General features: G+C 28.9%; 23 protein-coding genes. 14 read left to right on the forward strand and 9 right to left on the reverse strand.

Annotation, left to right across the window (positions count from 1 at the left end; all coding sequences use genetic code 11):
• The first annotated feature begins 196 nt into the window (after positions 1-196).
• Positions 197-1,048, forward strand: a complete 852-nt coding sequence (locus Mia14_RS02135) for a DpnII family type II restriction endonuclease (RefSeq protein WP_088819944.1) — start codon at positions 197-199, stop codon at positions 1,046-1,048.
• Complete coding sequence (locus tag Mia14_RS02140) at positions 1,038-2,030, forward strand: DNA methyltransferase (RefSeq protein WP_232780227.1); 993 nt, start codon at positions 1,038-1,040, stop codon at positions 2,028-2,030. Before Mia14_RS02135 ends, Mia14_RS02140 begins: the two co-directional genes overlap by 11 nt.
• Positions 2,031-2,220: 190 nt before the next feature.
• On the opposite strand, the gene Mia14_RS02145 is transcribed toward Mia14_RS02140, so the two are convergent.
• A complete protein-coding gene (locus Mia14_RS02145) occupies positions 2,221-3,297 on the reverse strand; it encodes a hypothetical protein (RefSeq protein WP_088819945.1) in 1,077 nt (358 codons plus the stop codon).
• Between the two features lie 220 nt (positions 3,298-3,517).
• Between Mia14_RS02145 and Mia14_RS02150 the strand changes: the two genes are divergently transcribed.
• From Mia14_RS02150 to Mia14_RS02170, 5 genes are all read left to right on the forward strand, one after another.
• Positions 3,518-5,614: a PEP/pyruvate-binding domain-containing protein gene (locus tag Mia14_RS02150; RefSeq protein ID WP_088819946.1), complete on the forward strand. Its 2,097-nt coding sequence runs from the start codon at positions 3,518-3,520 to the stop codon at positions 5,612-5,614.
• Positions 5,615-5,726: 112 nt separating this feature from the next.
• Entirely contained in the window at positions 5,727-6,992 is a 1,266-nt protein-coding gene (locus tag Mia14_RS02155) for an ATP-binding protein (RefSeq protein ID WP_088819947.1), read from the forward strand.
• An 84-nt stretch (positions 6,993-7,076) separates the two neighbouring features.
• Entirely contained in the window at positions 7,077-7,265 is a 189-nt protein-coding gene (locus tag Mia14_RS02160; protein ID WP_157891433.1) for an antitoxin VapB family protein, read from the forward strand.
• A 46-nt stretch (positions 7,266-7,311) separates the two neighbouring features.
• Entirely contained in the window at positions 7,312-7,689 is a 378-nt protein-coding gene (locus tag Mia14_RS02165; protein ID WP_088819950.1) for a PIN domain-containing protein, read from the forward strand.
• Between the two features lie 213 nt (positions 7,690-7,902).
• Entirely contained in the window at positions 7,903-8,904 is a 1,002-nt protein-coding gene (locus Mia14_RS02170; protein ID WP_088819952.1) for an FkbM family methyltransferase, read from the forward strand.
• A gap of 809 nt (positions 8,905-9,713) precedes the next feature.
• Here Mia14_RS02170 and Mia14_RS02175 read toward each other — a convergent pair.
• Both Mia14_RS02175 and Mia14_RS02180 read right to left on the reverse strand, forming a co-directional pair.
• Positions 9,714-10,598 carry a DNA adenine methylase gene (locus Mia14_RS02175; protein ID WP_088819953.1) on the reverse strand — a complete coding sequence of 295 codons (885 nt, stop codon included), beginning with the start codon at positions 10,596-10,598 and terminating at the stop codon, positions 9,714-9,716.
• A 31-nt stretch (positions 10,599-10,629) separates the two neighbouring features.
• On the reverse strand, positions 10,630-12,135 hold the full coding sequence (locus Mia14_RS02180; protein WP_088819955.1) for a ParB N-terminal domain-containing protein: 1,506 nt from the start codon (positions 12,133-12,135) through the stop codon (positions 10,630-10,632).
• A gap of 581 nt (positions 12,136-12,716) precedes the next feature.
• On the opposite strand from Mia14_RS02180, the gene Mia14_RS02185 reads away from it, so the two are divergent.
• Complete coding sequence (locus Mia14_RS02185; protein ID WP_088819957.1) at positions 12,717-13,574, forward strand: pirin family protein; 858 nt, start codon at positions 12,717-12,719, stop codon at positions 13,572-13,574.
• A 33-nt stretch (positions 13,575-13,607) separates the two neighbouring features.
• Here Mia14_RS02185 and Mia14_RS02190 read toward each other — a convergent pair whose 3' ends face one another.
• The 6 genes from Mia14_RS02190 to Mia14_RS02220 form a co-directional block, all read right to left on the reverse strand.
• Positions 13,608-14,210: a CYTH domain-containing protein gene (locus Mia14_RS02190; protein ID WP_088819959.1), complete on the reverse strand. Its 603-nt coding sequence runs from the start codon at positions 14,208-14,210 to the stop codon at positions 13,608-13,610.
• A 142-nt stretch (positions 14,211-14,352) separates the two neighbouring features.
• Entirely contained in the window at positions 14,353-14,589 is a 237-nt protein-coding gene (locus Mia14_RS02195; RefSeq protein WP_088819961.1) for a DUF167 domain-containing protein, read from the reverse strand.
• Positions 14,590-14,607: 18 nt separating this feature from the next.
• Entirely contained in the window at positions 14,608-15,426 is an 819-nt protein-coding gene (locus Mia14_RS02200; protein WP_088819963.1) for a hypothetical protein, read from the reverse strand.
• A gap of 85 nt (positions 15,427-15,511) precedes the next feature.
• The gene (locus Mia14_RS02205; protein WP_088819965.1) at positions 15,512-18,064 is read right to left on the reverse strand and encodes a DEAD/DEAH box helicase family protein; all 2,553 of its coding nucleotides are present in this window, start codon (positions 18,062-18,064) and stop codon (positions 15,512-15,514) included.
• Positions 18,061-20,103, reverse strand: a complete 2,043-nt coding sequence (locus Mia14_RS05055; RefSeq protein ID WP_124216878.1) for a site-specific DNA-methyltransferase — start codon at positions 20,101-20,103, stop codon at positions 18,061-18,063. The genes Mia14_RS02205 and Mia14_RS05055 overlap by 4 nt, the downstream gene beginning before the upstream one ends.
• Positions 20,104-20,105: 2 nt before the next feature.
• Complete coding sequence (locus Mia14_RS02220; protein WP_088819967.1) at positions 20,106-20,363, reverse strand: hypothetical protein; 258 nt, start codon at positions 20,361-20,363, stop codon at positions 20,106-20,108.
• 276 nt (positions 20,364-20,639) lie between these two features.
• Here Mia14_RS02220 and Mia14_RS02225 point away from each other — a divergent pair, with 276 nt between their 5' ends.
• The 6 genes from Mia14_RS02225 to Mia14_RS02250 all read left to right on the forward strand — a co-directional run bounded on the left by Mia14_RS02225 (position 20,640) and on the right by Mia14_RS02250 (position 25,529).
• Positions 20,640-21,101, forward strand: coding sequence for a hypothetical protein (locus tag Mia14_RS02225; RefSeq protein ID WP_088819968.1), 462 nt, complete (start codon positions 20,640-20,642; stop codon positions 21,099-21,101).
• A gap of 482 nt (positions 21,102-21,583) precedes the next feature.
• Positions 21,584-21,877, forward strand: a complete 294-nt coding sequence (locus Mia14_RS02230) for a hypothetical protein (RefSeq protein WP_088819970.1) — start codon at positions 21,584-21,586, stop codon at positions 21,875-21,877.
• Positions 21,878-22,152: 275 nt separating this feature from the next.
• Positions 22,153-22,515, forward strand: a complete 363-nt coding sequence (locus tag Mia14_RS02235; RefSeq protein ID WP_088819972.1) for a hypothetical protein — start codon at positions 22,153-22,155, stop codon at positions 22,513-22,515.
• A 152-nt stretch (positions 22,516-22,667) separates the two neighbouring features.
• A complete protein-coding gene (locus tag Mia14_RS02240) occupies positions 22,668-22,904 on the forward strand; it encodes a hypothetical protein (RefSeq protein ID WP_088819974.1) in 237 nt (78 codons plus the stop codon).
• Between the two features lie 650 nt (positions 22,905-23,554).
• Complete coding sequence (locus tag Mia14_RS02245; protein WP_124216879.1) at positions 23,555-24,667, forward strand: hypothetical protein; 1,113 nt, start codon at positions 23,555-23,557, stop codon at positions 24,665-24,667.
• Complete coding sequence (locus tag Mia14_RS02250; RefSeq protein ID WP_198539393.1) at positions 24,645-25,529, forward strand: hypothetical protein; 885 nt, start codon at positions 24,645-24,647, stop codon at positions 25,527-25,529. The genes Mia14_RS02245 and Mia14_RS02250 overlap by 23 nt, the downstream gene beginning before the upstream one ends.
• Positions 25,530-25,664: the final 135 nt, after the last annotated feature.

Consider the following 25,664-nt stretch of genomic DNA (forward strand, 5'->3'; position numbering starts at 1 on the left):
CCATTCCAAGTATCTATAAGCAGTAACAAAATTTTTTAAAATATTTTAATTAAGAAACATTTTTAATGTTAAGTTACCAAATCAATTTGTATCTGTAATTGGTTAATATCAAATCAAAGTACTTAAATAAAAATAAAATTAATTTAATTTATACTAATTATATGCTTATAACCTGTGAATTATAAACGGTGAGTTTATGCAATTTAAAGAATTAGGATATACATCTGAAGAATCGTATTTTGAGGATTTCTTTAGTAATTTATTGTCTACTAATAGGACTTCTCAATTTTTTGTAAACTGGGAAAAAGTTTATAGAAATATAAAAACCCATATTGATGAAATATCCTTAATAAACGGTTTAATAAACATTCATGATTTGAATGAAAGGAAAAACCACTTAAAACAGATATTAGAGAAATATCCGAAAACCAGACTAATCTTGCCCCTTATGATAGCTACTAGAGATAATAAATTGGATCTTTTGGTAATTAATGAAAAAGATGATATTACCTATTTGGATATAGATTTTGGCAATAGTGATATTGAAAAAATAATAAAATTTTGTGACGAAACCCATATAATAGAACTTTTGGGTAACATAAAAGATTTATATTCATATCTTTTAGGGGTAGAAGTCGGTACAGATACAAATGCAAGAAAGAATAGATCTGGATCCATGTTTGAAAAAATGGTATTAGAAGAGCTTAAAGCTAAAGGGTTAGATGTAAGAAAAGCAGATAAAAAGTACCAGATAGGAGGAAGGTTAAAGAAGCCAGATCTATTACTTTATAAAAACCAAAAAGAATTTGCAATTATAGAAGTTAACTTTTTCAATGAACTCGGTAGCAAGCCTTTGGAAACCATACAAAGCTTTATAAATTTACAGAAGGATATAAAGGCATTGGGGTTGAAATTTATACTAATAACCGATGGTCCAGCATGGAAAACTGGAAAAAGCGAACGTATAAAGGGATTTGAGCAGTTAGATTATCCACTTAATTTAACCCTTGCAGTAAAACTTATGCCAAGGTGGATAAATGGACAATGACTATATAAAAATGCAAGAGATAACACAGGAGGACTACGAAAAATTTATAATTGATTATAAAAAAGTTACAATAGAAGATACTGAATTAGAGATAGGAGGAAATCATAAGATAAATTCTTTGCAGCCCGAAGATTTTAAATTAGAAACAACTACAGTTTGGAGTTTCCCTAAAAGAGGAAAATGGGCTACTCATTATCTTAATGCCAAGTATAGGGGGAATTGGGCTCCTCAAGTGGCCCGAAATCTAATTCTGAGATACTCAAAAGAAGGAGATACCGTTCTTGATGCGTTTGCAGGTTCTGGCACTACTATAATAGAATGTAAGATTACAGATAGAAAGGGAATAGCTGTAGATATAAACAAGGAGGCTATAATGGTTGTTAGGGATAGGCTAAATTTCAACACCTTAAAAAGCGATTTTCAGGAGCAAAAAACCTTTTTGGGAGATGCAAGAAACCTAAATCTTATAAGTAATAATAGCATTGACCTTATTGCTGCCCACCCACCTTATGCTAATATAATTTCTTATACTAAAAATTCAAATCACAAGTCTAATGGAGATTTATCAAAGGTATCCTCAATAGATGAATTTTGTTATCAGATGGGAAATGTTGCAAGCGAGTTCTTTAGAGTTTTAAAGCAAGGAGGTTATTGCGCTATATTAATAGGAGATACAAGAAGACATAAGCATCAAGTTCCTATATCCTTTAGAGTGATGCAATCCTTTTTAGATAAAGGGTTTGTGTTAAAAGAGAGTATAATAAAAGTACAGCATAATACAAAGACCGCAGGGCTTTGGGCTAATCTATCAGTAAAAAATAACTTTTTGTTATTAATGCATGAGCATCTATTTGTATTCAGAAAGCCATTTGAAACCGAAAAACAGAAAGATTTAATAGATAGCTCTAAGTGGTGGAAAAATAATGGTATAAATTATCCAAAGGATAAATTACAACCTGATGAAGCATTAGGGATAAAATAATAACTAAATAGCAATTTATAAGATTTGTAATATATTACAAATTATTCTAAATATGTATTATAATACATATTTAAGTTTCATAGCTTTAAATATATAATTTGAGCGTTGAGGATATTTGATGGATTAGTAGAAAAGTTTACACGTTACCCTGAGTTTAGCTGTGAATGGTATTTTCATTTAATTTCAAAAATCACACAAACTTATATAATAAAATCACAATTATTACAATAATAATTATTAACACCCACATAATATTTTTACTAAGTGATAAAGGTTTTGATACTTTATTTATATACTTACCATTTGTATTAGTGAAATATTTTTCGTAATTGAAATTTATAAAATCATTGTACCTATTTTTAAGTTCTGCTTCATGTTTCTTATTCCAGATAATTGTGTATGCAGGACAGGGGTGCCCATCCGTCCTTTTCCAGTCTTTTGTATACTTTTCATATTTTTCAGGGTCTGATTTCCTTATCTGATTTAAACTCCAAACCTCCTGTGTAGACATAACCAATACAGGATCTTTATGTTCTTCACAAAATGCTTCATTGCAGTATTTGCATTTTGCAACTGCCTTCTTATTGCACCCATTCCTTTGGCAAATTATAATGTCATCAAAAGAATTAGCAGTGCCATTTTCCATATTTAGCCCAGTTTTTATCCTTGATTCGCCAATTCCTGCTTCATCTATTTTACTATGATTTGTTTTATTATATGCTTTCTTTGTTTCCTGATAATCTGTATCCTCTATTCTGCTATCATCAGTTTCGAGTTCTTTTGTCGGAGTTCTCTCTTTGGTGGTTTGTTTGTCTGATGCTTTGCCCTCCAGGAATTTTACAAGGTCGCTGTCCTCATTTACCTTGGCATATTCTTCTGGATCATTCCTAATTTGATTGCTCTGCTCATTTATTGTATATCCATCAATAAATTGAATGCCTGAGCTTTTTGGTGGTTTCCAACCCTTTAGGATTAGTTGATTTTTGACTTTTTCAAACTCTTTTCCATGCTCTATCATTCCAATTAAATGAGTCATCTCATGGTTTGCAGTTTCTTTTAAACCTGCTGAGTCTTGCAGTTTCAATTGCCTCTCGGAAATGCAAATTTTATATAAATCCGGATGGGAGTGGGCAAGTTCATTGGGATTATTATCATCATCTCCGCTAAAATTAATTTCAGGCACTGGCAGATGAAGAGCATCGCAAGCATCCATAACCGCTTCTGTAAAGACGCGCTTTTTAGCCTCAATTATAATTGGATTGTCCATAGCAAGCCACGACGTTTTGATGCGCTATATTACTTTTATAATATTTGAACATGCCTAATAACTATATTATTTATAAGAGATTATATATAAGCTTTTAAAGGCTTTTAATTGTGTAAAATTGTTTTGATTATTGAAAATCAAATCGAAATCTAATCATAAATAGATTAGGGATTTACCACAATTATTATAAAATTTGATAAATAAAAAATAGGTAAAATGAATGATACAGGAAATGCATATAAACTTAAATTCTGGTGCTAAAGCACCGATTGACCTAGTTGGAGGTAAAGGAAGCTCATTGCTTAAGCTTTCATCTAAATTTATGGTTCCTAAAGGTTTTATTATTACAACATTTGCATTTGACGCATTCATTCAGGAAAATGGCATAAATAAACTTCTGATAATTGACGATAAATCCACCCATTTAAATTTGGGTAAAGTTAGAAGCAGGTGCAAAACCTCCAAGCTTCCTAAAGTATTATTAAGGGATATTAAAAAGCTTTTAAAGGAAAACGGCATCTCAAATGTGCCCCTGATAATTAGAAGCTCTGCCACTATAGAGGATTCAGGCAAAGCTAGCTTTGCTGGAAGGTTCAGAACAGTAATAAATGTAAAAGGGATGCGCAATATAGAAAATGCCATAAAAGAGGTTTATGCGTCGGCGTTCACCAAGGATGTCCTGTCTTATTTTAATGGTATCGATAAAGGAATTGAAAGAATAAAGATGGCAATAGTAATCCAGGAGCTTATAATAGGAGAAGTATCTGGAGTCATGTTCACTAGAGATCCAAATACATCTGATGAAAAGACATTGATTGAAGCAGTTGTTGGCCTCAATGAAGGATTAGTATCAGGAAAGATTACACCTAGCAAGTTTGTTTACGATAATAATAGGTACACCGTTGAGAACGCTGAATACATAAAGCAGCCTAATGCTTTTGCCATTAAAAAGGCAGGGATTAGGATTATAGAAAACAGTAGAGATATAAGAGATTTCCTGAATAGTAAGAAGATTAAGGAAATAGGGCAGTTAGGGCAAAAGATAGCGGAGATTTTTGGAGCACCGCAGGATATAGAATGGACAATGAGCGATGGGAAGATATACATATTGCAGAGCAGGCCAATCACAACATATAAATCCATCTATGTCGACCAGACACAAGTGAGCAATGCTACGGATGTGTTTAAGGGCTATGCCGCATCCAAAGGGGTTGCAAAGGGCAAAGTAAAATTAGTGAAAAGTCCAAGGGACTGGATACCAAAAGGCTCTATATTGGTCGCGGATGTACTGGAGACAGATTACCCTATTGATACTATAAAGAAGGCAAGTGCAATAATAACAGAAGATGGAGGCATTTTATCTCATGCTGCTATAGTTGCTAGGGAGCTGAGAATACCGTGCGTTATAAGCGTAAAAAACGCTATGAAGAGCCTAAAGGATGGCGACTATGTTGTTGTAGACGGTTCAGCCGGAGTCGTCTATAAAGGGGAAAATTCGTCAATGGCCTTTGATACCGTCAGATCCATCGATTATTCATTTATATACGATTTTAGCAGGATGTCAAAACTTGGCGGTACTGGTGCGTATTACGAGGAGTTTGACAAGCTAATCATATATTATGCGGAAAAGGAGATAAGGACCTCAGAGCTAGAAAGTAACCTCAAAGGCGGATTTAAAGGCAAAAAGATAATCTTTGGAAGCGGGCCCAAGTATTTTATCTACAAAATGTTCTTGCTAAATAATAAAGATCCTGAGATGTATAAGCTATCAATTGGCGCGATAAAGGCTTCAAACTCGTTCAATGCCAAAAAGTTTGATTCATTCTCGGATATCCTCTTAGCAGAGGCAGAGCATTATTTGGAGGATAGCAAAAAATTTTCAAATAATAAAACAACCACAGGCAAGAGAAAGGCGCTCCTGAATCTTATGAGGGCAGGATGGTGCTATACATTATTGAACTCTATAATGTGCGAGGGGTATGCTATAACAGCAATATATAAAAGATTGCAGTACACGTTTAAAGGTAACGAAAGTGAAATATTGGATTTTCTTTCTGATCTTGATTCTGGAGAGGCTTATGAAAATGATAAGCTTGGTCTAAGGCAAAAGTCCAGATTAGAGAAGGTAAAGGAGTTCTATGCCGCTGTAAGAAAATGGAGGCTAAATTCATATCCAATGTTTAAGGACAGGGGCGCAACAGGGGAATTATATTATAAAAAGCTAAATAAGCTTATAGAAGAATTATCAAAACCTAAAGAGACCATGGATAAAGTAAGGGAAGAAGCTATAGCTTTCTCCAATCCAAAAAGCAATTAGAAATATTTAAATTATTTAAATTTAGTAGGGTTATTTTTAAATTAATTTAAAAATAGCAGGGTTATTTTAAAATAGATTTAAATATTACGTGTATTATATAATAATTGATATTATGGCTGCTAAGGAAAGGTTCTTTTATAGGGATATTGAGGATAGGATTGTCCCTTTTATAAGCAGAGATGAAATTATAATAATAAGAGGGCCAAGGCAAGCTGGAAAAACAACGCTGATGAAGCTAATTTCAGATAAAATAAAAGATAAAAAAGAATTTGTAAATTTTGATATACCAAGCAATAGGAGCAACATTTCCGAATCACCGATAGATTATGTGAGAAAAATTGCAGATGGCAATAAAATTACACTTTTCCTTGACGAAGTACAAAGGCTCGATAATGCCGGTGAAATATTAAAGATAATATACGATACGTTTAAAGGGGAGGTTAAGATATTTGCATCCGGATCGTCTTCGCTTGAAATACGGCAGAAAGTGCTTGGGTTTTTAGTTGGGAGAGCCATAATATTTGATCTCTATACATTCAGCTTTGGAGAATTTATCCGTTCAAAAGATACTGGATTATACAATATATTCAAGGAAAGAAATGACTCCCTAATAAACTTTATTGAGAATGGCGAAGAGGTATTGCACACAGCATTTTCAGAGGATCTACTTAAGATGTGGAAGGAATATGTTGTTTATGGAGGGTACCCAGAGGTTGTAAAAGCAGATAATTTTGACATGAAAAAATCCTTGCTCTTGAATCTGGTGAACCTTTACATAGAGAAGGACATAATATCATTTTTCAAAATTGAAGATACAAAGGAGTTTGAGAATTTTTTAAGGATCCTTTCGTTCAACGATTCTCAGATGCTGACAATCTCCAATGTAGCCAATGATTCCGGGCTTAGTTTTTACAAGGCAAATTCGTATTTAGAGATAATAGAAAACACCTATATTGCAAGCAGGGTTTATCCATACTATAATAACATGTCCAGCTCAATAAAGAAAACCCCAAAGGTATATTTTTTTGATCTTGGGCTAAGGAATGCAGTGCTAGATAACCTATTGCCTTACGAAAAAAGGGATGATATCGGAAAGTTAGCGGAAAACTTTGTTTTCGGAGAGCTTGTAAGACTGGGGAAAAAGGTTAGATACTGGAGGACAAAGGCTGGAGCCGAAATGGACTTTGTAATAGAATATAATAATGAGGTTATACCTGTAGAAGTAAAACTTGGTGGTTCCAAGGCAATAGGAAAAAGCTTTTACAGTTTCCTGGAGGTATATAAGCCTAAGATGGCATTGGTTATAACTCTGGATGAATTCTCAAAAAAGGAGGTTAATGGCACTCTGATATACTATGTACCAATTTTCTACTTGTAAATAACTATGAAATTACGCTTCTTAATAAGATTAAACAAAACAAAAGTATATACAGATATAGATATGTATATATTTGGTGTTAGTATGGCTAAGCAAATAATGGTATCAAATGAGGTTTATAGATTATTATCAAAAAATAAAAAGAATAAAAGTTTCTCAGACGTTATAAAAATGCTTTTAAAATCTAAAGAGCAAAAAAGGCCAAAGGCATCCTCTTTAGCAGGGTTGCTAAAAAACGATAAAAAGTTATTAAAACTAAAAAAAAAGCCATAGAAAAAGAGAGAGAATAACGTAAGTAGAACTTTCGAAAAGTGGTAATTTGGTAATTCTAGATACAAGTATAATTATAGATTTATTATATGGAGTCGAAAGTATTGAGAAAAAAATAAAGCAATACGAGGAGGATCATGAAGAAATGAATATAACATCTATAAAGGCTTATGAATTACTAAGGCACCCCAAAGAGATTAAGCGTACTACAGCAAATTCTATATTAAAAGTCTTTTCAGTGTATAGTTTTGATAAGAGGGCATCAGAGAAGGCAGCTGATGTATATAGAGAACTAATGGCTAAAGGTGAACAAATAAATGAAAATGATGTCTTAATCATTGGAATTGCCATTTCTAAAGGTGAAAAGCTTTTAACAAGAGATAATAAATTTGCTTTTATTGATGATTCTAAAATAGAGATAGTATAAATTATTCAACAATTAAGACATTTAAATATTTTTTGCTCATATAAAATAGGGTTTTAATTATAAATTAATTAGCTAGTTGCTTAGTAAATTATTTGAATTTATAAATTGGACAAAATTAATTAATATAAAATTTATCATTTTTATGCACATCTTTTATAATTTATCGTTAAATAAGATACAGATGTTAAATTGTTTTAATATCTTAGTGAGTTTATGAAACTGAATTTTGATCCAAAAAGCAATATTAGAAGTTCTGACTATAGTTTAATTAAGCTAAATAAAGTAAATAAGATAAAAGATCTTCTAAAAGTACGATCAATAGTTAAAAATTGGCCAACAGTTCTTGCTTTCAGAACAGGGTTAAAGAATGCAAATTTTATAATGGAGCTACGTAATGGAATAAAAGTTAAAATAACCAATCCAAATGATTATTTTTCGTGGTGGGAAACAATACAGGCACAAAATTCCATTCTCCAACAAGCAGGTCTAGATAAAGCAATACAGATTGATAAGAATAAAAAGATAATAAAATTTAAATTTAAAAGCAAACCTGTGCATTTATTTTATGATTCAGATAAGCAACTTAGCAACACTATAGGTATGGTGAGAGAGCAATTTTTAGAGGAGCAATATAAATGGCTAAATGTTAAAGGTAAGGATGTAATTGATATAGGGGCCAATATAGGTGATAGTGCTATATATTTTGCATTGAATGGGGCAAAGCATGTTTATGCTTTCGAGCCATATCCGTATTCATATAAAGTAGCTAGTAATAATATAAAATTAAATAAATTAAATAAGAGGATAACGCTACTTAATGAAGGCTGCAGTGATAAAGAGGGCGGTATTAATATAAAAACGGATTACCAAAACTTTGGAGGTACTGATTTAAAGGAATTTAATAAGGAAACTAAAATAAATTTAACAACACTAAAAGGTATTATAAATAGATTTAATATTAAATCTCCAGCTATTTTAAAAATTGATTGTGAAGGCTGCGAATATAGTGTTTTGCTCAATGCCAATAATTCAGATCTTAAAAAATTCGAGCAGATACAAATTGAATATCATTATGGATATTTGAATCTAAAGAAAAAATTAATTGATGCAGGATTTGAAGTAAAAAATAACAATCCAAAACAGACCTTTAATAAGTTAGCGGATAATAAGGAACTCTTTATTGGCCTTATTTATGCAAAAAAGAATTCAGAATGATAATATAAGATATTATTAGAATAACTAAAATATTATTGGAATTTAATAGTTTATCATGTTTAAAATGCTTAAACCATTATAAAACTAAAATATAGTTAGAATAACTAATAATATTTAAGAATTATTATAAAATAAAAATTTAGGTTCAAAATATTCCATATATATGAAAAATCTGTAAAGCAATTGATCTAAATTTAAGATTCCATAAAAATGAAATAAAAATTAAAGCAAACAAAAGTTGTTCTTTCAAATTTATGGAAAATATGCCATTTTGGTTAAACAAGTCATATTGTTTGCTAAAAGTACCTGCAAAAATGGGATCCTTCCTCGAGAAGCAGTTTTCGGCTCAAAATTATGAAAAATATTTTGTGAATTCCATAATAATGAAATTTAAATAATTGCCTTGGCCTGCATAAAATATATCAACGATAATTTAAAAAATCCATTTTCGAGGGAAAAGATTTGCGTTTAAATCGCCTATATCAAACGATTTAAACCATTACTATATAATTAATCATTAAGCTTAGCAAAGCCTTTAAAATCAAAATAAATGCAAAGTTTATTAGTTTCTAATATAATATTAGATTAACTAATAAGTTATTAGAATTATATATTATTTAATTTAATAAATTGGATGTCTTTTTTATTAAATGAATTTATTTTAATAGGGTTTTTAAAGATATATAATTAAATCTTTTAAAAAATTATATTTTATCTACTTTAGGATTTATCAGTAAGCTTTAATTAAGTAACCACCTTATCGTTTTATTTGAATAATTAAAGATAGAAAATTCTTATTAATATAGAAATTATAAAGGAGGAATTTTTTTGTTTGAAAATAAAATTTCATACACTACTCTTTTATGTGATGAAATTAGATATTGCTTGGGCAAATAAATATTTTGGTTAGATAAAACTTTATCATTAAATACTCCTTTATTAGAGTATAAATTTTTAATAAATTCATTATTATCATAAGATACAAGCCAAGGGCTAATAATCTTATTAGAAAGTAAAGTAGCAAGTTTTTTATGATCTTCCCGGTTAAAATAAAAACTATATAAATCTTTTCCAGCTTTAAAATATGGTGGATCTATATACAATAAGCTATTGCTATGTTTATTAGAAAAATTTTTTATAAACCTAAGTCCATCTAAATTTGACAAAACTACCTGTTTTTTAAATTTATATAAATATTTTATTTTATTAACTATATTACTATCTCTAAATCTACAATATATTTTGTATTTAGATTCTTGGTTTCTACCTCCAAGTGGCCCTCCTTTAATTATTCCTGAATAAGAAGTTCTATTTAAAAATAAAAAAGTGGATGCATATTTGAGCATGTCTTTATCTCCATATTTTACTTTTGAATTCATAAATATTTTATAAAATTTTTTAAATTCATAATATTTTTCTATTGTAATATTTGTCGACATTTCTTCTATTTTTTCTATAAACTCCTGATTCAAATTAAATACTGAATACCAAAATGCATAAATCATAAAATCCTTATCATTGATGTAAGCTTTATTAACAATACCCATTTCTAATAAACTAATAGATATGGAAGCACTTCCACCATATGGTTCTGCAATACTTCTATCCAATTTATGGTAAGTTATAAAATTTTCTACATAATTAACCAGCCATCTTTTATTACCTGGAAACCTTAACGGTGTTAAATTCTTCATATTATTGTATCCCTTAAAAAATATACAGTATTTAATCTTCTTTAAGTAATATCTTTTGTATTAATATTCTTACACTATCTGCTATTAATTGAACATGTTCAGGTGAAGGATTTATAAAGGATTCATGTACCATATCATTTAAATATTTACGTATCCCATCTTTACTCTGCTGTATTTTTTCCATAGCCTCTTTGGCATTTTTTCTATACGCTTCATTTGTAAATAATTTTTGAACATTATTTATACTATATTTAACAATATCATCTAAATTATATAATCTAGCAATACCCCTCAAAGCATTTGATTTTAAAAAATCTTTCCATAATCCCTTATCTTCAATCCTATAAATTAAAGAATTTTCTATTAAGGTTCTTGTTAAAATTAATGTGGCTAGTGGATAATTCTTAACATCTATACTCGATATCTCCTTTGCTATATGTTCTAGTTTACTATTATTTAAACTCTTGCTAACAGTAAGATTACTAAAATATTTTGGTTGGCTTTCAGGTTTCTTTCCTTTTTCTGGCAATTTTTTATTAAGTAATTCAATATTATTGTTATTATCTCTTTTAATTTTTAAATCCATAAGTTGCCCTGATCTTTGTCCAATTTTAGTTTGATTATATGCTTCAATCCATTTTTCAATAAGCTCTTTAATTTGTGTTTTATTTGTACGAGTAGTTATAGTTGGATCCTTACCTAAAAACATTGAACGTGTTAATTCAATCATAACATATCTAAATTCATTTTTATCCATTTTAGTTTGGAGGTTAAATTCATTATCAAAATTTATACTTAACATCTCCTGGATTTCAGATGACATATGGTAAGGAAGAACTGAAACCTTAAGATTATTATTAGATAATTTATACCTTTCTTGATCTGTCCAATCTGATAGATCTAATATATATCTAATAAAAGAGTAGTTTTTTAGATTATTCTCAATTAATTTAGGGTCTTCACCCAATATTTTACTCATTTTAGTGATATTTTTAATCTTCTGGAATTGGATGTAATCTCTTCTCCATTTCGAAATGTAAGACCATTTCTTTATCTGATACTGTGTATGTCTTGCAGTTATAATCTTTTGAATTGATTCTCTGTTTGGTCCAATTATAACATTAAAATATTCTATTTTATCTAAATTGATATCTGAATTAAGTTCTTTAATTTGCAATTGGTATTTACTTGGTGCAAGATCTGGATTAAGCATGCATTTTGCAGCGCATACTCTCCTATTCCCTTCAAGAACTTTGTATTTATTATTCTCCTCTTTAATTACTATAATATTTTCACTAGGATAGAAACCAGAATTCTCAATTATAGATTCTATTAACTCTATTATCTCTTCCTGTTTAAAAAGTTCCCGTATTATATCACTTTGGCTTGCATCAGGTTTAAGATTAAGTCTCGGATTTTCAGGATCTAATAGAATATCTGAGGTTTTTACTTTTTTCCTTGACCATTCGTTATTATCAAAATCTGGGGTTTCAATTTCTTTCACTTCATCTTCATTAAGTTCCTTATTCTGATCCATATTATTTACCAAGTACCTTTTAATTTTTATAAATATAAAAATGTTTGGTTATTTTTGACTTTGGGACAAAAGTTATTGATCATCTTTTACAGTCAAATAAAATATTTTACTATACTATTTTGGACCATATACTTTTACTTTATTACTTAATTTTATTAGGGTTCTACTAAAAAACCATTAACTCATCTTATGATAATTTTTATTTTATGTGACATTTATTTATTAATGGCTGATTACAGTTGACTTTTGTCTTAAAGTCTTTCTTTTCATTTAATATTTAATAAAAGACACTTTTCAATTTCAAATTTAATATTAGTTAAATATACTGAAATGATTTTTAGGGATAACTATAATTTTCTAATTTGATTTATCCCCAACCTAAGGAACATATATTTTTATATAAAACATTAAATAATTTATATCGTATATAATATTCAAAAAGCTTATTATCTTAATAATAACTTATTCAATGTTCCTAATTATTGTAAATTTTATACCTTGATAAATTTCTTGTAATTAGTTGGGTTAAAAATCTAGAACCTCTAATTATATATGGATTAAAAGTTAAAAGGTGCTATAAATTGGAAAAAGTCATCGAAAAGGTAATACCCGGAAAGAGTACGCATGATGGTGCAGGAGTAAAGCTGTTCAGGGTATTCTCAAATATACCTGATCTTACTGATCCTTTCCTTCTGCTAGACAACTTTGGCTCATCAGATATAAAAGATTACATAGAAGGTTTCCCCTGGCATCCGCACAGGGGAATAGAGACTGTAACTTATGTGATAAAAGGCAAGGTGGACCACAGGGACAGCGAGGATAACCAAGGAACCATATATCCTGGAGACCTACAGTGGATGAGTGCTGGAAGCGGCATATTCCACGAGGAAATGCCAAAATATATCGAGGAGAAAAATAAGATATATCCAGACATGGTCGGATTCCAGTTATGGATAAACCTGCCTGCAAACAGGAAGATGTCAACTCCTGTATACAGATCAATAAAAGGCAAAGATGTGCCTTCAATAAGATTGGGAAGCAGTGAGATAAAGCTTATAGCCGGAAGGTTTGGAAATGACTATGGCGCATATGACGGAGGCACGCAAGATGTCACCTATATGCACGTAAAGCTTAATGATGACAGGATAGCTTTCAGCATAAAGGAATTATACAGGGCTATAATATACGTGTTTGAAGGATATGCAAAAGTTGGCAACAGCGTATACAGCAAAGGCCAAGCTATTATATTCAGCGAAGCTGGAAACTCCATATCTGTAAGCGGCAAAGGGGAGCTGATGTTCATGAGCGGAAGGCCATTGAAAGAGCCTGTTGCATGGTACGGCCCCATAGTGATGAATAATTACGATCAGATAAAGCAGGCACTCCTTGAATTGCAGCATAATGCATTTGTAAAGGACAGGAAGCCATTATTCGAATAAGATAAAATATAATTAATAAGAATAAAGTTTTTATCATTGAAGTTCCTCTAGCATTTTCTCAAACTTTTCGTTATACTCATTAATCATTTCCTTATAATCTATATTAAACATTTTATAATACTCTTCATTGGATACCGCAATGCTTGGTGCTAATGTTCCAGATTTCAAATTTAATCTTTTATAAAATTCTTTTATACTCTCCTCTGAAGGACCCTCTACCTCCATCTTGTAAGGCAACTTAGGCCATTTATCTATAACTATATCCAGATTATTTTCTTTATAACGATAATCAATTCTGCTTTTTTCTATATAACTATACTTTGCATCAGGCAACATTTTAAGTATTATTTTAGCGGTTGTTATGAAATCGCTCGTTTCTACTTCATACTCTAATCTTTTGTTTATATCTGTTCCGTACTGCTCCTTCAAAGTAAGGGTCGTTTTCTTTCCATCGCTCCTTACACGTGCCCATTTGGTATAATATTCTTCGCTTTCTATGTTTCCTCTATTTTCTATTTCAATGTTTAAAATCTTGTAATTGTAAGTCCCTACATAATTGGCTTCTAATTCTTGCAGTCTTTCTTTAGCCTCTTCTAAATTTATATTGGTGACACTTATCTCAATTTCGTGTAGCATATTATCACTTTAAATATAATTAAATTTTTATAATTAAATTTTATTAATACTTTTTATCTAATTTATTTATCAATATTTTCCATTAAGCCTATTTAGGATATAGCTATCTAGCTAGAATACCATTTCATTAATTAATAATATTCTATTTATTCAATATATTATCATCTATCTCTATTACCTTTCTTTTGCTTAAACTTCCTTTCACTATAGTTATGGATGATTTAGGTACATTGAAGTAATCAGATAGTATAGTTATAAGCCTTGAATTCGCTTTACCTTCAACAGGAGGAGCATCCACTTTTACTTTAAATGAAGAATCAGATATCTTTATTACTTCTGACTTTCTTGAATTTGGGATTACCGAAACTAAGATTTTCATATAATCAAAATAATTTTATTAATTCATTTGTAAAGCGGATTTCGAAAACTTAAATTCAACACTTTTATTATTTATGTTGCCTTTTAAAGTTGGCATTTTTCCATTATTTTCTTTAATTCCTTTTTCCATATCATTTATCTCTTTCAATGAGATATAAATATCAAAGTCAATTTGTTTAAAATTATTTGATATTATCTTATAGTAAATTTTTGTAACTTTATTGGGATCATTGTTATAATCATTATCAAATTTAAAATAATTAGTAATTTGATATGACAAATTTTTCACTGGATAAAAAATATTATTTTCTTTAATTGTTCTCACTTTTGCAATAACAAAAGCATCAAATCTTAATATTCCATTATCCTGTAAAATATCTGAGCTAACCGAATCAAAACTTATGCCATTGCCTAATATTGAACATCTTGGATTGGTATAATTATAATCTGGTGATTCTCTTAAATTTTTTGTGAATTTTTGGATTTTATCCCCAAAAAATTCAATTTTATCAATTATTATTTGACAATTTGTAACATTTTCTTTTTTACTATAATTTTTGATACTAAAAACCATTAAATATGGAGTGGTTGCACCTTCTATGTCAAAATTTTTACATGGAGAATAAAAATAGTATGATTCTAAATTAATTTTATCATTTTTAATAGAAATTATGAATGAATAAAAGCCTAGAAGGATAGCTACTAAGCTAATTAGGATACTTATAATGCTATTGTTAAATAATTTAATCCATACAGCAACCGCTATAAATATAATAAGTATCGGCATAATTATAATTTCTAAATTAATTAAATTATCCTTATTTACATATTTTCCCATATATTCATCAATTTATTTTTATCACATATTTTAAAAAAGATCTAAATAAAATATAAAAATTAATAATTTAAGCAAGAGGAATTAATTATTTAAGATCTAAGTCTTTAGCATATTTAGATGTAAAGAATTGAATCATATTTTCAAAATTGTCAAAATGATATTTATCAAATCCATTTTCATTAATCCTAACATATACCCATTTGTCTCCGGTAACTCTTTCAGCATCTTCACACCATAATATAGCTCTCTTATCCTTAAATTTTACATCTATATCCTCTTCCCCTTTTGTCTCTGCAATAACATACTTATTCTGCATTTTTATAATAAAATCAGGAATATAATGCCTTAGGTTTCCTTCAGAATCCCTATACTCTATAGAAAATCCTATTTTTTGAACAATTTTTGAAAATGCAATAACGTCTTCTGTAGAATCTAGAAAACGCGAAAAATTGACCTCAAGATTATTATCACAGGGCACATAATTAAAAATGCATTTATTAGCTTGATATACATCTTTAGTCCATGGAAAAGGTGATGTTTCTGATATTAAAATCCTATCAGATTTATCTACCTCTCTATTAATAAACGCAAGATTCTTCATGCTTTCTCCAAATGCTTTTATTATTTTTTCTTCTACTTCTGGCTGGCTTATCTGAAATAAAACTCTTGGGTCATTTATATTAACCTCTTGATCAAACAATTTCTTTTCTATATACTCTTTTACAATTGGGTATAAATCAGCAAACATATTGGTAAGTTTGATTTCATTTAATATTTTACCTGTGTAATATGCTATTACACTTTTTACATCTTGTGGCACCGGTAAATCCCAACTTCTCTCAACTTGAACTGCTCCAGTTACCATATCAAAAGCTTTATAATTTGTTTTGAAAATCTTATTTTCAAGTTTTATAGAAAGTGAAGGTATTTTATCTAGTATACCTTCGTTAATTTCAAATTCTCTAACTATAATTGATGGAGTAAGAATTGGAATTTCTATATCTAAGTTCTTTTTATCTAAATCAACAGATATTGCTACTATATTAATTGGATTTTCTAATTTTGTAGTTCCAAATTTTATATTTTCATCCTTTTCTAATTCCTCTATAATTTGCATAAGACCTGGGGATCCTATAACTTCTAATATATTTATAAAGTCCTTTATGCTAGCATTTTCATCTGGAAACATCTTTCTAAGACCTCTTCCTATTACTTGCTCTGGAAGTACATTTCTTTCTGATGTATAAGATCTTAAACCAACTATAACATTTACATTACGTACATCCCAACCTTCATTTAGCATCATAGTACTTACTATAACTCTATAATTGTTATTATCGCTATCAATAGATTGGGCAGATTTTCTTGCCTCTTCGATATCAGATTTTGCTACTTCTCCAGTACTGTCTGTATGAATTAATAGAACTTTTTTAGAGAATTGAGGTAATGTTTCAAGATATTCCTTTAATTGATCCGCTTGTTTATTATCGGGACATTGGAAAAATAATATTGGCTTCTTATTTAGTTTTGCTAATGCCTCATTATATTCCTGCCATCTTCTTATACCTGCATCAATCCATGCCTTATAACGTTCAACAACATTAGTTGATGTTACCTCAGTAGCATTTTGAACTATACCTTTCAAAGGCCTTTTTACTATATTCATTTCTATAGCTTCCTTTAATGTGAAATCAACTATTAGCCAAGGAAATAGAACTCCATTTTCAGCTCTTGGAGTAGCTGAAAAGTCTAGTTCCATATTAAAGCCTTTTCCATACTCTGACTTTAAAGCTCTATGGAGATCTATTAGTATCTGTTTCCATTTCTTTTCGTAATTATATATATGGTGGGCTTCATCCTTTAGTATCATTATATTAGGTATTTTCTCAAGCACTTCTTTTATTCTGTTATCTTGGGCAATGTTTGTTCTATTAACTTCCTTTAAATCTAAAACTTTATCAATAAATTCATCTGCTTCCTTTTTCCTATTAGCTTTATCCTGTAGTTGCTGAACATTTGTAAGAAATAGCACTGAATCGGGTATATCATTTATAGGATCTTCTTTTAAGATAACCTTAATATTAAATTCATCTATCCATTCGGGTGGAATTAATGGTATTTCATGAAAAATTTTACCATTTTCGTAATCTCTTTTAAGACGATCATAGATGACATTTTTTTCACCTGCAATCAAAAGAAATTTTGATGTATAATCATCATTACTTTCAAACTTATGATTAAAGTATTGCCATACAATAGATAATGCCATAACATACGTTTTTCCAGAACCTGTAGCCATTTTAAATCCATAGAGTGGATAGATGTCTGTACTTGGATCAAATACTTGTGGTTTATCCCCAAAATTTGCCATCAGATCTAAAAACTTCCTTATTTTCATAACTTCGTAAATATAGATTAAAGTTTCAATAGATTCTCTTTGGGCATACCAAAATTCAAATTTTTCATTGTTTATTATATGATCCTCATTAAACCAGAAATTTAGAAGTCTTTTAGTAGTATTTGTTACATTTGGATATCCAGAATCTCTCCATACTTTAATAGCGGGTCTTAATTTATTTACTAGATACGCTTTGCTTTCATCTCTGTCCTGTGGTAATAAGATATCTGATGGGTTCATATTTTCACCTTTATAATTTTATTGGTATCATTACCAAAGACATCCACAACTTTTACCATTACTTGGTATTCTCCTTTTTCTTCGTATTTGTGGTTTGCTTCATATTCGACTTTTAGATCTTTCTTTGTTCTGTAGCTTTGCCATTGATTATGGAATGTATCCCCTTTAAAATCCCAATCAACAGCCCAATAGTCAATAAGTTGTCTTGAATCTTTTAAATTTTTAAGTGCTTCTAGAACATCTGGGCTAGGATTAAGATTGAAATCTTCGATTTTCAAAGTTAACTCTTTATCCGATATAACCTTTGAAATTCCTAAGTAAGCAAGTTCATTGAATTTTACTGATGGAATAAGATTTTTCTTAATTACTTGGTCAGGTATCTTTAAAAGTTTAAGATCAAAGTCACTATCTGCTAAAACAGATTTTAACTCATTCACATTTGGTATCTGAATCAATCTAAGGTCTAATCCTTCTTTTTCTGCTAATTTTTTTGCTAAATCATTAACTTCATAGTTCCATTCCCATCCTAGAACATCTGCTTCCTTAAAGTTGTTATTTATGCACTCTGTGATAAAATTCCTGATCTCGTCCATTGAAACTGGTGAATTACTTGAACCTATGTGAACAGCTCTTGGACCTTTCGAAGCATGTATATAGCGGAATCCATTGAGAGGATTTGCCTCATACAGTTTAATCATAAATGATAAGTAATCCTGCGGATTTTCCTTCCAGTATGCAAGCTCATAGTTTCCAATGTTCCAGAGCTCAAATGGTCTTGCAGGTTTGCCATATTTGTCTTTCTTCTCATCCATTAAATCCTTTGAATTATGAATATCAAGTAACCTCTTTCTTGTAACCTGAATAGCATATTTAGATAGATCTGAGCCTATCCATCTTCTTCCTAATTTTTCTGCAACTGCAAGAGTTGTGCCAGAACCGCAGAAGAAGTCTGCTACTAAATCTCCAGGACTAGAGGAAGATAGAATTATCCTTTTAAGTAACGACTCGGGCTTTTGAGTGTCGAATTGTAAAAATTCTTGCGATTGGCCTTGTAGCGGATTTACTTCTTTATCCACCCAGATGTCCGAAACTATTTGACCATGTGTATCTTTTAAGTATACCTTTAATCTATATCCTCCGTTTTTTGTTTTGTAGATTTTTCCTTCATTCCAGAACATTTCTAAATTTTCTTGAGAATATAACCAAGGCGCGGTTATGCCCCTAAATTCAAACACTTTGCGTCCAACTGTCCTTTGTGTCCCTCCAGCAATCAGTGCAGTAGTTTGGTATGGACCTTTCCCGTCACCGTCATCATAAACAAAACTCCTCAGATAATCTTCATTAGGGGTTTTATAAACAGGATTAATATTGATTAATTGTTTATTTTTACCATAAATGAAAATCATATCATATTGATTCCCAAACCCAATTGATTGAGCTTTAGGGCTGTTTGTTTTTCTCCACACAATTTGATTAATGTAATTATCATATCCAAAAATCTCATCCATCATAACCTTAACGTAATGTCCGATGTGTTCATCTAGATGGATCCATATTGTGCCATTTTCTACTAATAACTCTTTCATTAAGGATAACCTGTTATACATGTACTTCAAGTATGATGCGATTCCCCCACTCCAGGTATCATTATAAGCCCTCTTTTCAATTATTGATGGTTCTTTTTCAATTTCTGAATCATCAACTTTGGTTTTAAAGGAAAAATTTGAACCTGTGTAGAATGGTGGGTCTATATAAATCAGATTTATCTTTCCCGCCCATCCCTGTTTTAAGAGTGAAGACATCACGAGCTTGTTATCTCCCCAGATAAGTTTATTCCTCCAGTCCTTAGGATAGTTTTCTGGCCATTTATCCTCAGGAAATAGGGATGCATTTACACCACCCTTGGATCTTGGTTTGTTGACTGTTTCAACTACCTGAAACGGTAGATTTGGGTAATCGATCGGAGTCATATGGCTAATTTCCATTTTTTTATACTTATCATGCCATAGTAGCTCCACATATTTCTCGTCCTTTTCCATATTTACAGCCCCATTCTTAGCTCCGCAGATACTGTAGATTCATTAGATAATAATATTTGTGATTCCTTTATATAGTATCTGTCAATCTTTTTATTTATTGATGTTATCAATCTAATATTCTGTAAATAGTTTACGCTTTGAAAGAATGTTAATTTATTTAGTATATTAATTATAATATTATTATTATTATTATTATTATTATTATTATTATTCAAATTAAATTTTTCCACATTATACTTTAAATTAGATTTATTATTCATATATCTACACCAATAGCCTTTCTTATATAATGTTGAGCTAAAACGCATTTTTCATAAAGTATTATTTAAATAAACTTAAATAGATTGTCTTAGTATATTATTTTTAGATATAATATTATTTATATATACTAAAATAGTAATGGAAAAATTAGAAAAATTTGGTATATTAATATTTTGATATTTTGTTTAGTATGCAATAAAACGAAAGTTCATAATTATATAAGATAAAACGTAATATATTTAAAATATCTTAAACTAATTATACGTGGTGTTAAAATGGAAGATTGTATACCTAATAGATATAGTGAATTATATAAAAGTTTAAATAATGAAATAAATAATATTATAGAGTACAGTTTAAAAACTCAAGATCAAGAATTGGATTGTATAAATAAAGAGATTCAGAATGCTGAAAATATGGAAGATTTAAATTTGGTTTTTGATAATTTAAAATTATTTAGATTAAAACTCATAAAGGATGTTGAACGAAAGCTAAGACAAGAAAAAGCAAAAGAAATAGACTATGAAATGCACTATGAAATGTTTTCATATAGAAAAATAAGTGCTCTATTACTATCATTGATAGAAACCAATGTAGATAAGGCTATTGAATCATTATTTAAAATAGATACCAACGTAATAGGATCGGTCGAAAAAATTGCAAAAAAGCTAGGAGCTAAAGGATTTTCAATTACACTAGGTTTACCCCTTAATTTAACAGTTACATTAAATTACTAAGTTAAATTAACATAAATAGACAAAATTAATAAAATTTACTAAGTAATAAAAAATAAACATTTTGTTATTCAGTTCATCTAATAACCTGATAGATAAAGTCATCGTAAAAAAGGATTCTGATAAACTTATAAGTACTGAACTGTTTTTCTTTACAAGCGCTAAACACTCGTGCAATACAATATTTGCATCTATTATAAGCTCAAGATCATATTACCTAAACTATATAAAGTTTTTTCAAAGAAATCTTTATATTGAGTTTTAACTTCTTCAAACGTATTTATAATAACAAATATATCCACCAATAGCCTTTCTTATATAGCGTTGAGCTAAAACGCATTTTTCATAAGGTATTATTTAAATAAACTTAAATAGATTGTCCCGTTGTACCATTTTTGTATACCTGCTCAATGAGCATTATTAAAAAATTTTTATTAAAAGAAACATTTAAATTCTTTTTAATTATTTTATATAAATGCGTTTAAATGAATGGATTAAAAGAGAGAACCCAAGAGATAATTTTTAATAAAGACGGTATCATTGTAACCGAAACTGTAGATGATCTAGTTAATAAAACTAACGGGATCAGACTAACAAGGTATGATTCACTTACTGAGTTATATACCAAATTTCAGGGACCAATAGTATTAAAATCTATAAAGATTGAGATGTCAGCTGATGTATTAATGTCTTTGACTTTGGTAGTTTACAATGAAGATGATTGTTATGATGAAAATCCAAAAATGGTTCTCTATTTTGAAAGAGCAGATAAAAATTAAGAATTCGTATTAGATTGTAAAGAGCATAAAACAAAGGATTAATATAGAATCCTTGAAAAACCTGCGAATTTCTTATAAAAGAAGGAAAACTAACTCAAAATCTCATACCAATAGAATTAGAGCATTCTAGAGTAATAGAATTTATATTGAGATATTAATAGTTATGAAATAGCCATTAAAATTCCATATTAGTTCTTTAAAAGTTTGAATATCCTGAAAGCATAGGTAAAAGAATAACTATTTATATATGATGATAATAATATAAATTGATTTATATGGACAATAATGAAAATCGATCAAAAGATCAAAATAATGGTATACAAGTTTGGGTAAATAAGATAAAATTAGATAAAGAAGATGAAGAAGATAAAGATAAAGAAGATAGAAGAGACAGAAAATGGTATACTAGCTCTTCTGAGTATTGCATAAAAGAGGGATATGTAGCTATTGGTTATGGTGTACGTGAGTATCCTTTAGATTGGGAAATCTATAAAGAGGAAGTAAAAAAAGGATATGGAAAAAATAAATTTCACGGAAAATTTAAAAATGATTTAGAAAATGTAATAATACCATTTCATGATTTAGTTAAAAAAATGATCTATGTTGGGCTAGAACAGAAGATAGAAATTATTGGCTAGGTAAAATAACAGATGGTGTATGGCATTATATAGAAGGTACTGGATTTGATATACATAATGTAAAGAAATGTAATTGGATTAAAATCGGTGAAGAAATAGATAATATTCCTTTAGAGGTAATAAAGAGCCTTGGTCGTGGAAAAAAGAAATACATGATACAAGCAGAAGAAGAAGAAACTAAAATATTATCTGAATATTTATGGTCTAAAAATAATGGCGAAAATCTTAGTAAATATAATCTTGAATTAAAAGGTATGGATATATCAAAATTAATTTCAACATGGGATTATGAAGATATAATAGGGATTTATTTACAAAAGAAATGTGGCTATTATATAATACCATCAACAAGAGGACCAAATACCCCAAAATATGAATACAATCTGTAAAAGAGGATAATGGAAAAACAAAACGCGCATTTATTCAGGTAAAAACAGGTAAATCAGGAATAAATTTAAAGGATTATACTGATAAAAATGAATATTATTTATTTTCTGAAGGAAGTCATTATTATAATGACAAAAAAGAACTAAACAATACAGAATTGGATGAATTTTTGAAAGAAAATAAAAATTTTCATATATTAAACAGAGATGAACTTATTAAATTTATATATGATAATAAGGGGATTTTACCTGAAAGAGTGACTAATTTACTTAATTTATGTGCAAAATAAGAAAATTAACTTTTAATTATTTTATCTGTATTTTTAATATTTATGCTAAGTAAATCCTATAAAATTATCTTTATGACTGTCCAAGAATGATTGGTTTCAGCTTTAAACATCCTTTTTCTTTCCTCATCTGAATCATGAACTAATATATCTCTATCCATTCTGAACTTCATTAAGATATTTTAATATATCCTCTTTATCCAATATACGATTTATACGTTTTAATAAGTCTACCAATAACTATGGATTTTAGTATCAGAAAATAAACATTTAAGAATTCAACAACTTAAGAATTATAATAATAATAACTAATAAGAATATGATTATATATAAATTAATAAAAAGATGGTTTTGGTGAATTTTGGGTTGAGTAAAGTAGAGACTCTTAAAGAAATGAAAGAAGAAATGCAAAATTATTTAGTAAAATATACAGATGAAATCGAAAATTACGATAATAAATCTCAGAAAACAAATGATAAAAAAATCAAAACTTATATAATTGAATCTAATAATCCAAAACCTGAAGATGTTATTTGGCCTGAAAATATAAATCTTATTCCAACAAAAGATCGGAATTTAAAATTGATAAAAACAAAAATAAGTAATAATCAGGGAATAAGTTATTTGGATTGTTCAGATCCCAGGTTTTGGTATTTACATACGAATATAGATTCTAATAATACAAAAAAAATTATAAATGATCTAGTTAATCATAATAAAAGTAAGCTTGATTTTTGTTGGTATTCCTCCAATTTTCTTGAAAAAAAAGTAGGTTTTGGAAAGAGTGAAGGATTTAATATAAAATTTAGGAACGAATTCTTAACAAAAAAAGAGAAAAATGAAGAAAACAGTGTTAAAGAATTTTCTATGCTTCTATTTGGTGGCGGAGCAAAAGAAGTCCTAGATAGTTTAAGGCAAAAGGGAAATCCATTAATATCTAATGTAACTTTAACACAGATTAAGCAAACATTTAATTCTGATTCTGGCTTTGTTAAAGAATCAATTGGTTATAAGGGTAGTTTTACATTAAACAAGGGAGATTCAATAATTAATCATTTTAATACATTAGATTCTGTAAAAAATAAATATTTTAATATTATAAATAGACTAGAAAATGAGTATAGGATAAAATTTAGCGGAAATGAAAGTGGAATAAAAATTGATGGTATGTATAGTTTAATAGAATTTAATAAAGAAATAGAAGATCTTAACTTATTTATAGATAGGATTTTTTCTACTAAGAAACCATTTAGACTTTGGGGAATTCCACAATATTTAGAAAAGGATTTCGTAAGGGTTTTAGCTGTGGATTTGCATACTTTTGATAAGTTTACCTTAGAGATAACTCCAAATTATATGCGCATATTTTTATCTGAAAATAGTTGTGGTAACGTTATAGTTAGATTATTTACAAATCTTCAACTTTTTTTTGATTCACAAATAAAATTAAAGGGTTATGATGATGAACAATTTATCTAAAAGTACTATTATTATAAATTTGATAGTCGACCTATCAACTAAAACCCCAAAATTTCCACACGTTCTTTATGATAAGGGTTTTCATTTAGATATGTTAGAACCAAGATTTATATTACCTCAAAACAAACAGAATTCTTCTGCAAAGGAAGTTGCTCCCGATATAGAAATAAATAAAAATAACGAGTATTTATTATTTTTTGAATGCAAATATGGTAGTGCATCAAAAGATCAACTTGATAGATACAAACTTCTTACTAAGGATGATATAAAACGTAGCCATACAATAGAGTTAGCTTCTAATGAATTTGACTTTGATATATCGTATATTGGAATGACGGATAAGGAGCAAAAACTTAATATAAGTTTAGAAGATTCTATAGATAGATTTCCATTACTCATATTAGGTAATAACTCTGTATACTTTTCACAAAACTCTTGTAAATTTAAAATGGAGGAGCTAAATGAAATATTTAGTAATCTAAAAATTCCGAATGATTTTCCTAGAAGTTTTATCCCATTCACAGTGGATGATAATGAAGAAATAATTTTAGAAGATATAATTCAACACTTTACGACAAAAACTGGTTATGACTTTAAACCATACGACCTTCTAAAAGAACTCTTACCTTCTATGTATAATTATTATTCACAGGAGGGTCAAAAAAGTTTAATAGGTCGTATAAAAAATATATTGGATAAACTAATAATGGACGAAGATTTTAAGGAATTTATTACATTTACTAATGGAAAATACAGATTAGATGTAAATGAAAAAATTAAAAAATTTCACAAAGTGTGTTATAAATTTATAAATAAATATGAGAAAAATAAGAATCAGGTACCTCTAGAAGAATTTTTATGATATACTTCTATATCATTTAGATAGATTTTTAGAGATAATTTTTAAATCATTTTGGTATATCCTCTTAATTCAATCTAATTCTCATAAAGTAAGAATAAAAAAGAGAAATTTTATTTAAATTCGATCTTATTTTTT

It is taken from the genome of Candidatus Mancarchaeum acidiphilum, from assembly GCF_002214165.1.
Lineage (GTDB): Archaea > Micrarchaeota > Micrarchaeia > Micrarchaeales > Micrarchaeaceae > Mancarchaeum > Mancarchaeum acidiphilum.

What these genes read in the sequence shown, in the direction of transcription:
- Mia14_RS02205 (WP_088819965.1), bottom strand. Translation starts at nt 18,064, where the DNA reads ATGAACCCATCAGATATCTTATTACCACAGGACAGAGATGAAAGCAAA.
- Mia14_RS02135 (WP_088819944.1), top strand. Translation starts at nt 197, where the DNA reads ATGCAATTTAAAGAATTAGGATATACATCTGAAGAATCGTATTTTGAG.
- Mia14_RS02190 (WP_088819959.1), bottom strand. Translation starts at nt 14,210, where the DNA reads ATGCTACACGAAATTGAGATAAGTGTCACCAATATAAATTTAGAAGAG.
- Mia14_RS02225 (WP_088819968.1), top strand. Translation starts at nt 20,640, where the DNA reads ATGGAAGATTGTATACCTAATAGATATAGTGAATTATATAAAAGTTTA.
- Mia14_RS02150 (WP_088819946.1), top strand. Translation starts at nt 3,518, where the DNA reads ATGATACAGGAAATGCATATAAACTTAAATTCTGGTGCTAAAGCACCG.
- Mia14_RS02145 (WP_088819945.1), bottom strand. Translation starts at nt 3,297, where the DNA reads ATGGACAATCCAATTATAATTGAGGCTAAAAAGCGCGTCTTTACAGAA.
- Mia14_RS02240 (WP_088819974.1), top strand. Translation starts at nt 22,668, where the DNA reads ATGATACAAGCAGAAGAAGAAGAAACTAAAATATTATCTGAATATTTA.
- Mia14_RS02200 (WP_088819963.1), bottom strand. Translation starts at nt 15,426, where the DNA reads ATGGGAAAATATGTAAATAAGGATAATTTAATTAATTTAGAAATTATA.
- Mia14_RS02195 (WP_088819961.1), bottom strand. Translation starts at nt 14,589, where the DNA reads ATGAAAATCTTAGTTTCGGTAATCCCAAATTCAAGAAAGTCAGAAGTA.
- Mia14_RS02160 (WP_157891433.1), top strand. Translation starts at nt 7,077, where the DNA reads ATGGCTAAGCAAATAATGGTATCAAATGAGGTTTATAGATTATTATCA.
- Mia14_RS02250 (WP_198539393.1), top strand. Translation starts at nt 24,645, where the DNA reads ATGATGATGAACAATTTATCTAAAAGTACTATTATTATAAATTTGATA.
- Mia14_RS02180 (WP_088819955.1), bottom strand. Translation starts at nt 12,135, where the DNA reads ATGGATCAGAATAAGGAACTTAATGAAGATGAAGTGAAAGAAATTGAA.
- Mia14_RS02155 (WP_088819947.1), top strand. Translation starts at nt 5,727, where the DNA reads ATGGCTGCTAAGGAAAGGTTCTTTTATAGGGATATTGAGGATAGGATT.
- Mia14_RS02175 (WP_088819953.1), bottom strand. Translation starts at nt 10,598, where the DNA reads ATGAAGAATTTAACACCGTTAAGGTTTCCAGGTAATAAAAGATGGCTG.
- Mia14_RS02230 (WP_088819970.1), top strand. Translation starts at nt 21,584, where the DNA reads ATGAATGGATTAAAAGAGAGAACCCAAGAGATAATTTTTAATAAAGAC.
- Mia14_RS02140 (WP_232780227.1), top strand. Translation starts at nt 1,038, where the DNA reads ATGGACAATGACTATATAAAAATGCAAGAGATAACACAGGAGGACTAC.
- Mia14_RS02235 (WP_088819972.1), top strand. Translation starts at nt 22,153, where the DNA reads ATGGACAATAATGAAAATCGATCAAAAGATCAAAATAATGGTATACAA.
- Mia14_RS02220 (WP_088819967.1), bottom strand. Translation starts at nt 20,363, where the DNA reads ATGAATAATAAATCTAATTTAAAGTATAATGTGGAAAAATTTAATTTG.
- Mia14_RS02170 (WP_088819952.1), top strand. Translation starts at nt 7,903, where the DNA reads ATGAAACTGAATTTTGATCCAAAAAGCAATATTAGAAGTTCTGACTAT.
- Mia14_RS05055 (WP_124216878.1), bottom strand. Translation starts at nt 20,103, where the DNA reads ATGGAAAAGGACGAGAAATATGTGGAGCTACTATGGCATGATAAGTAT.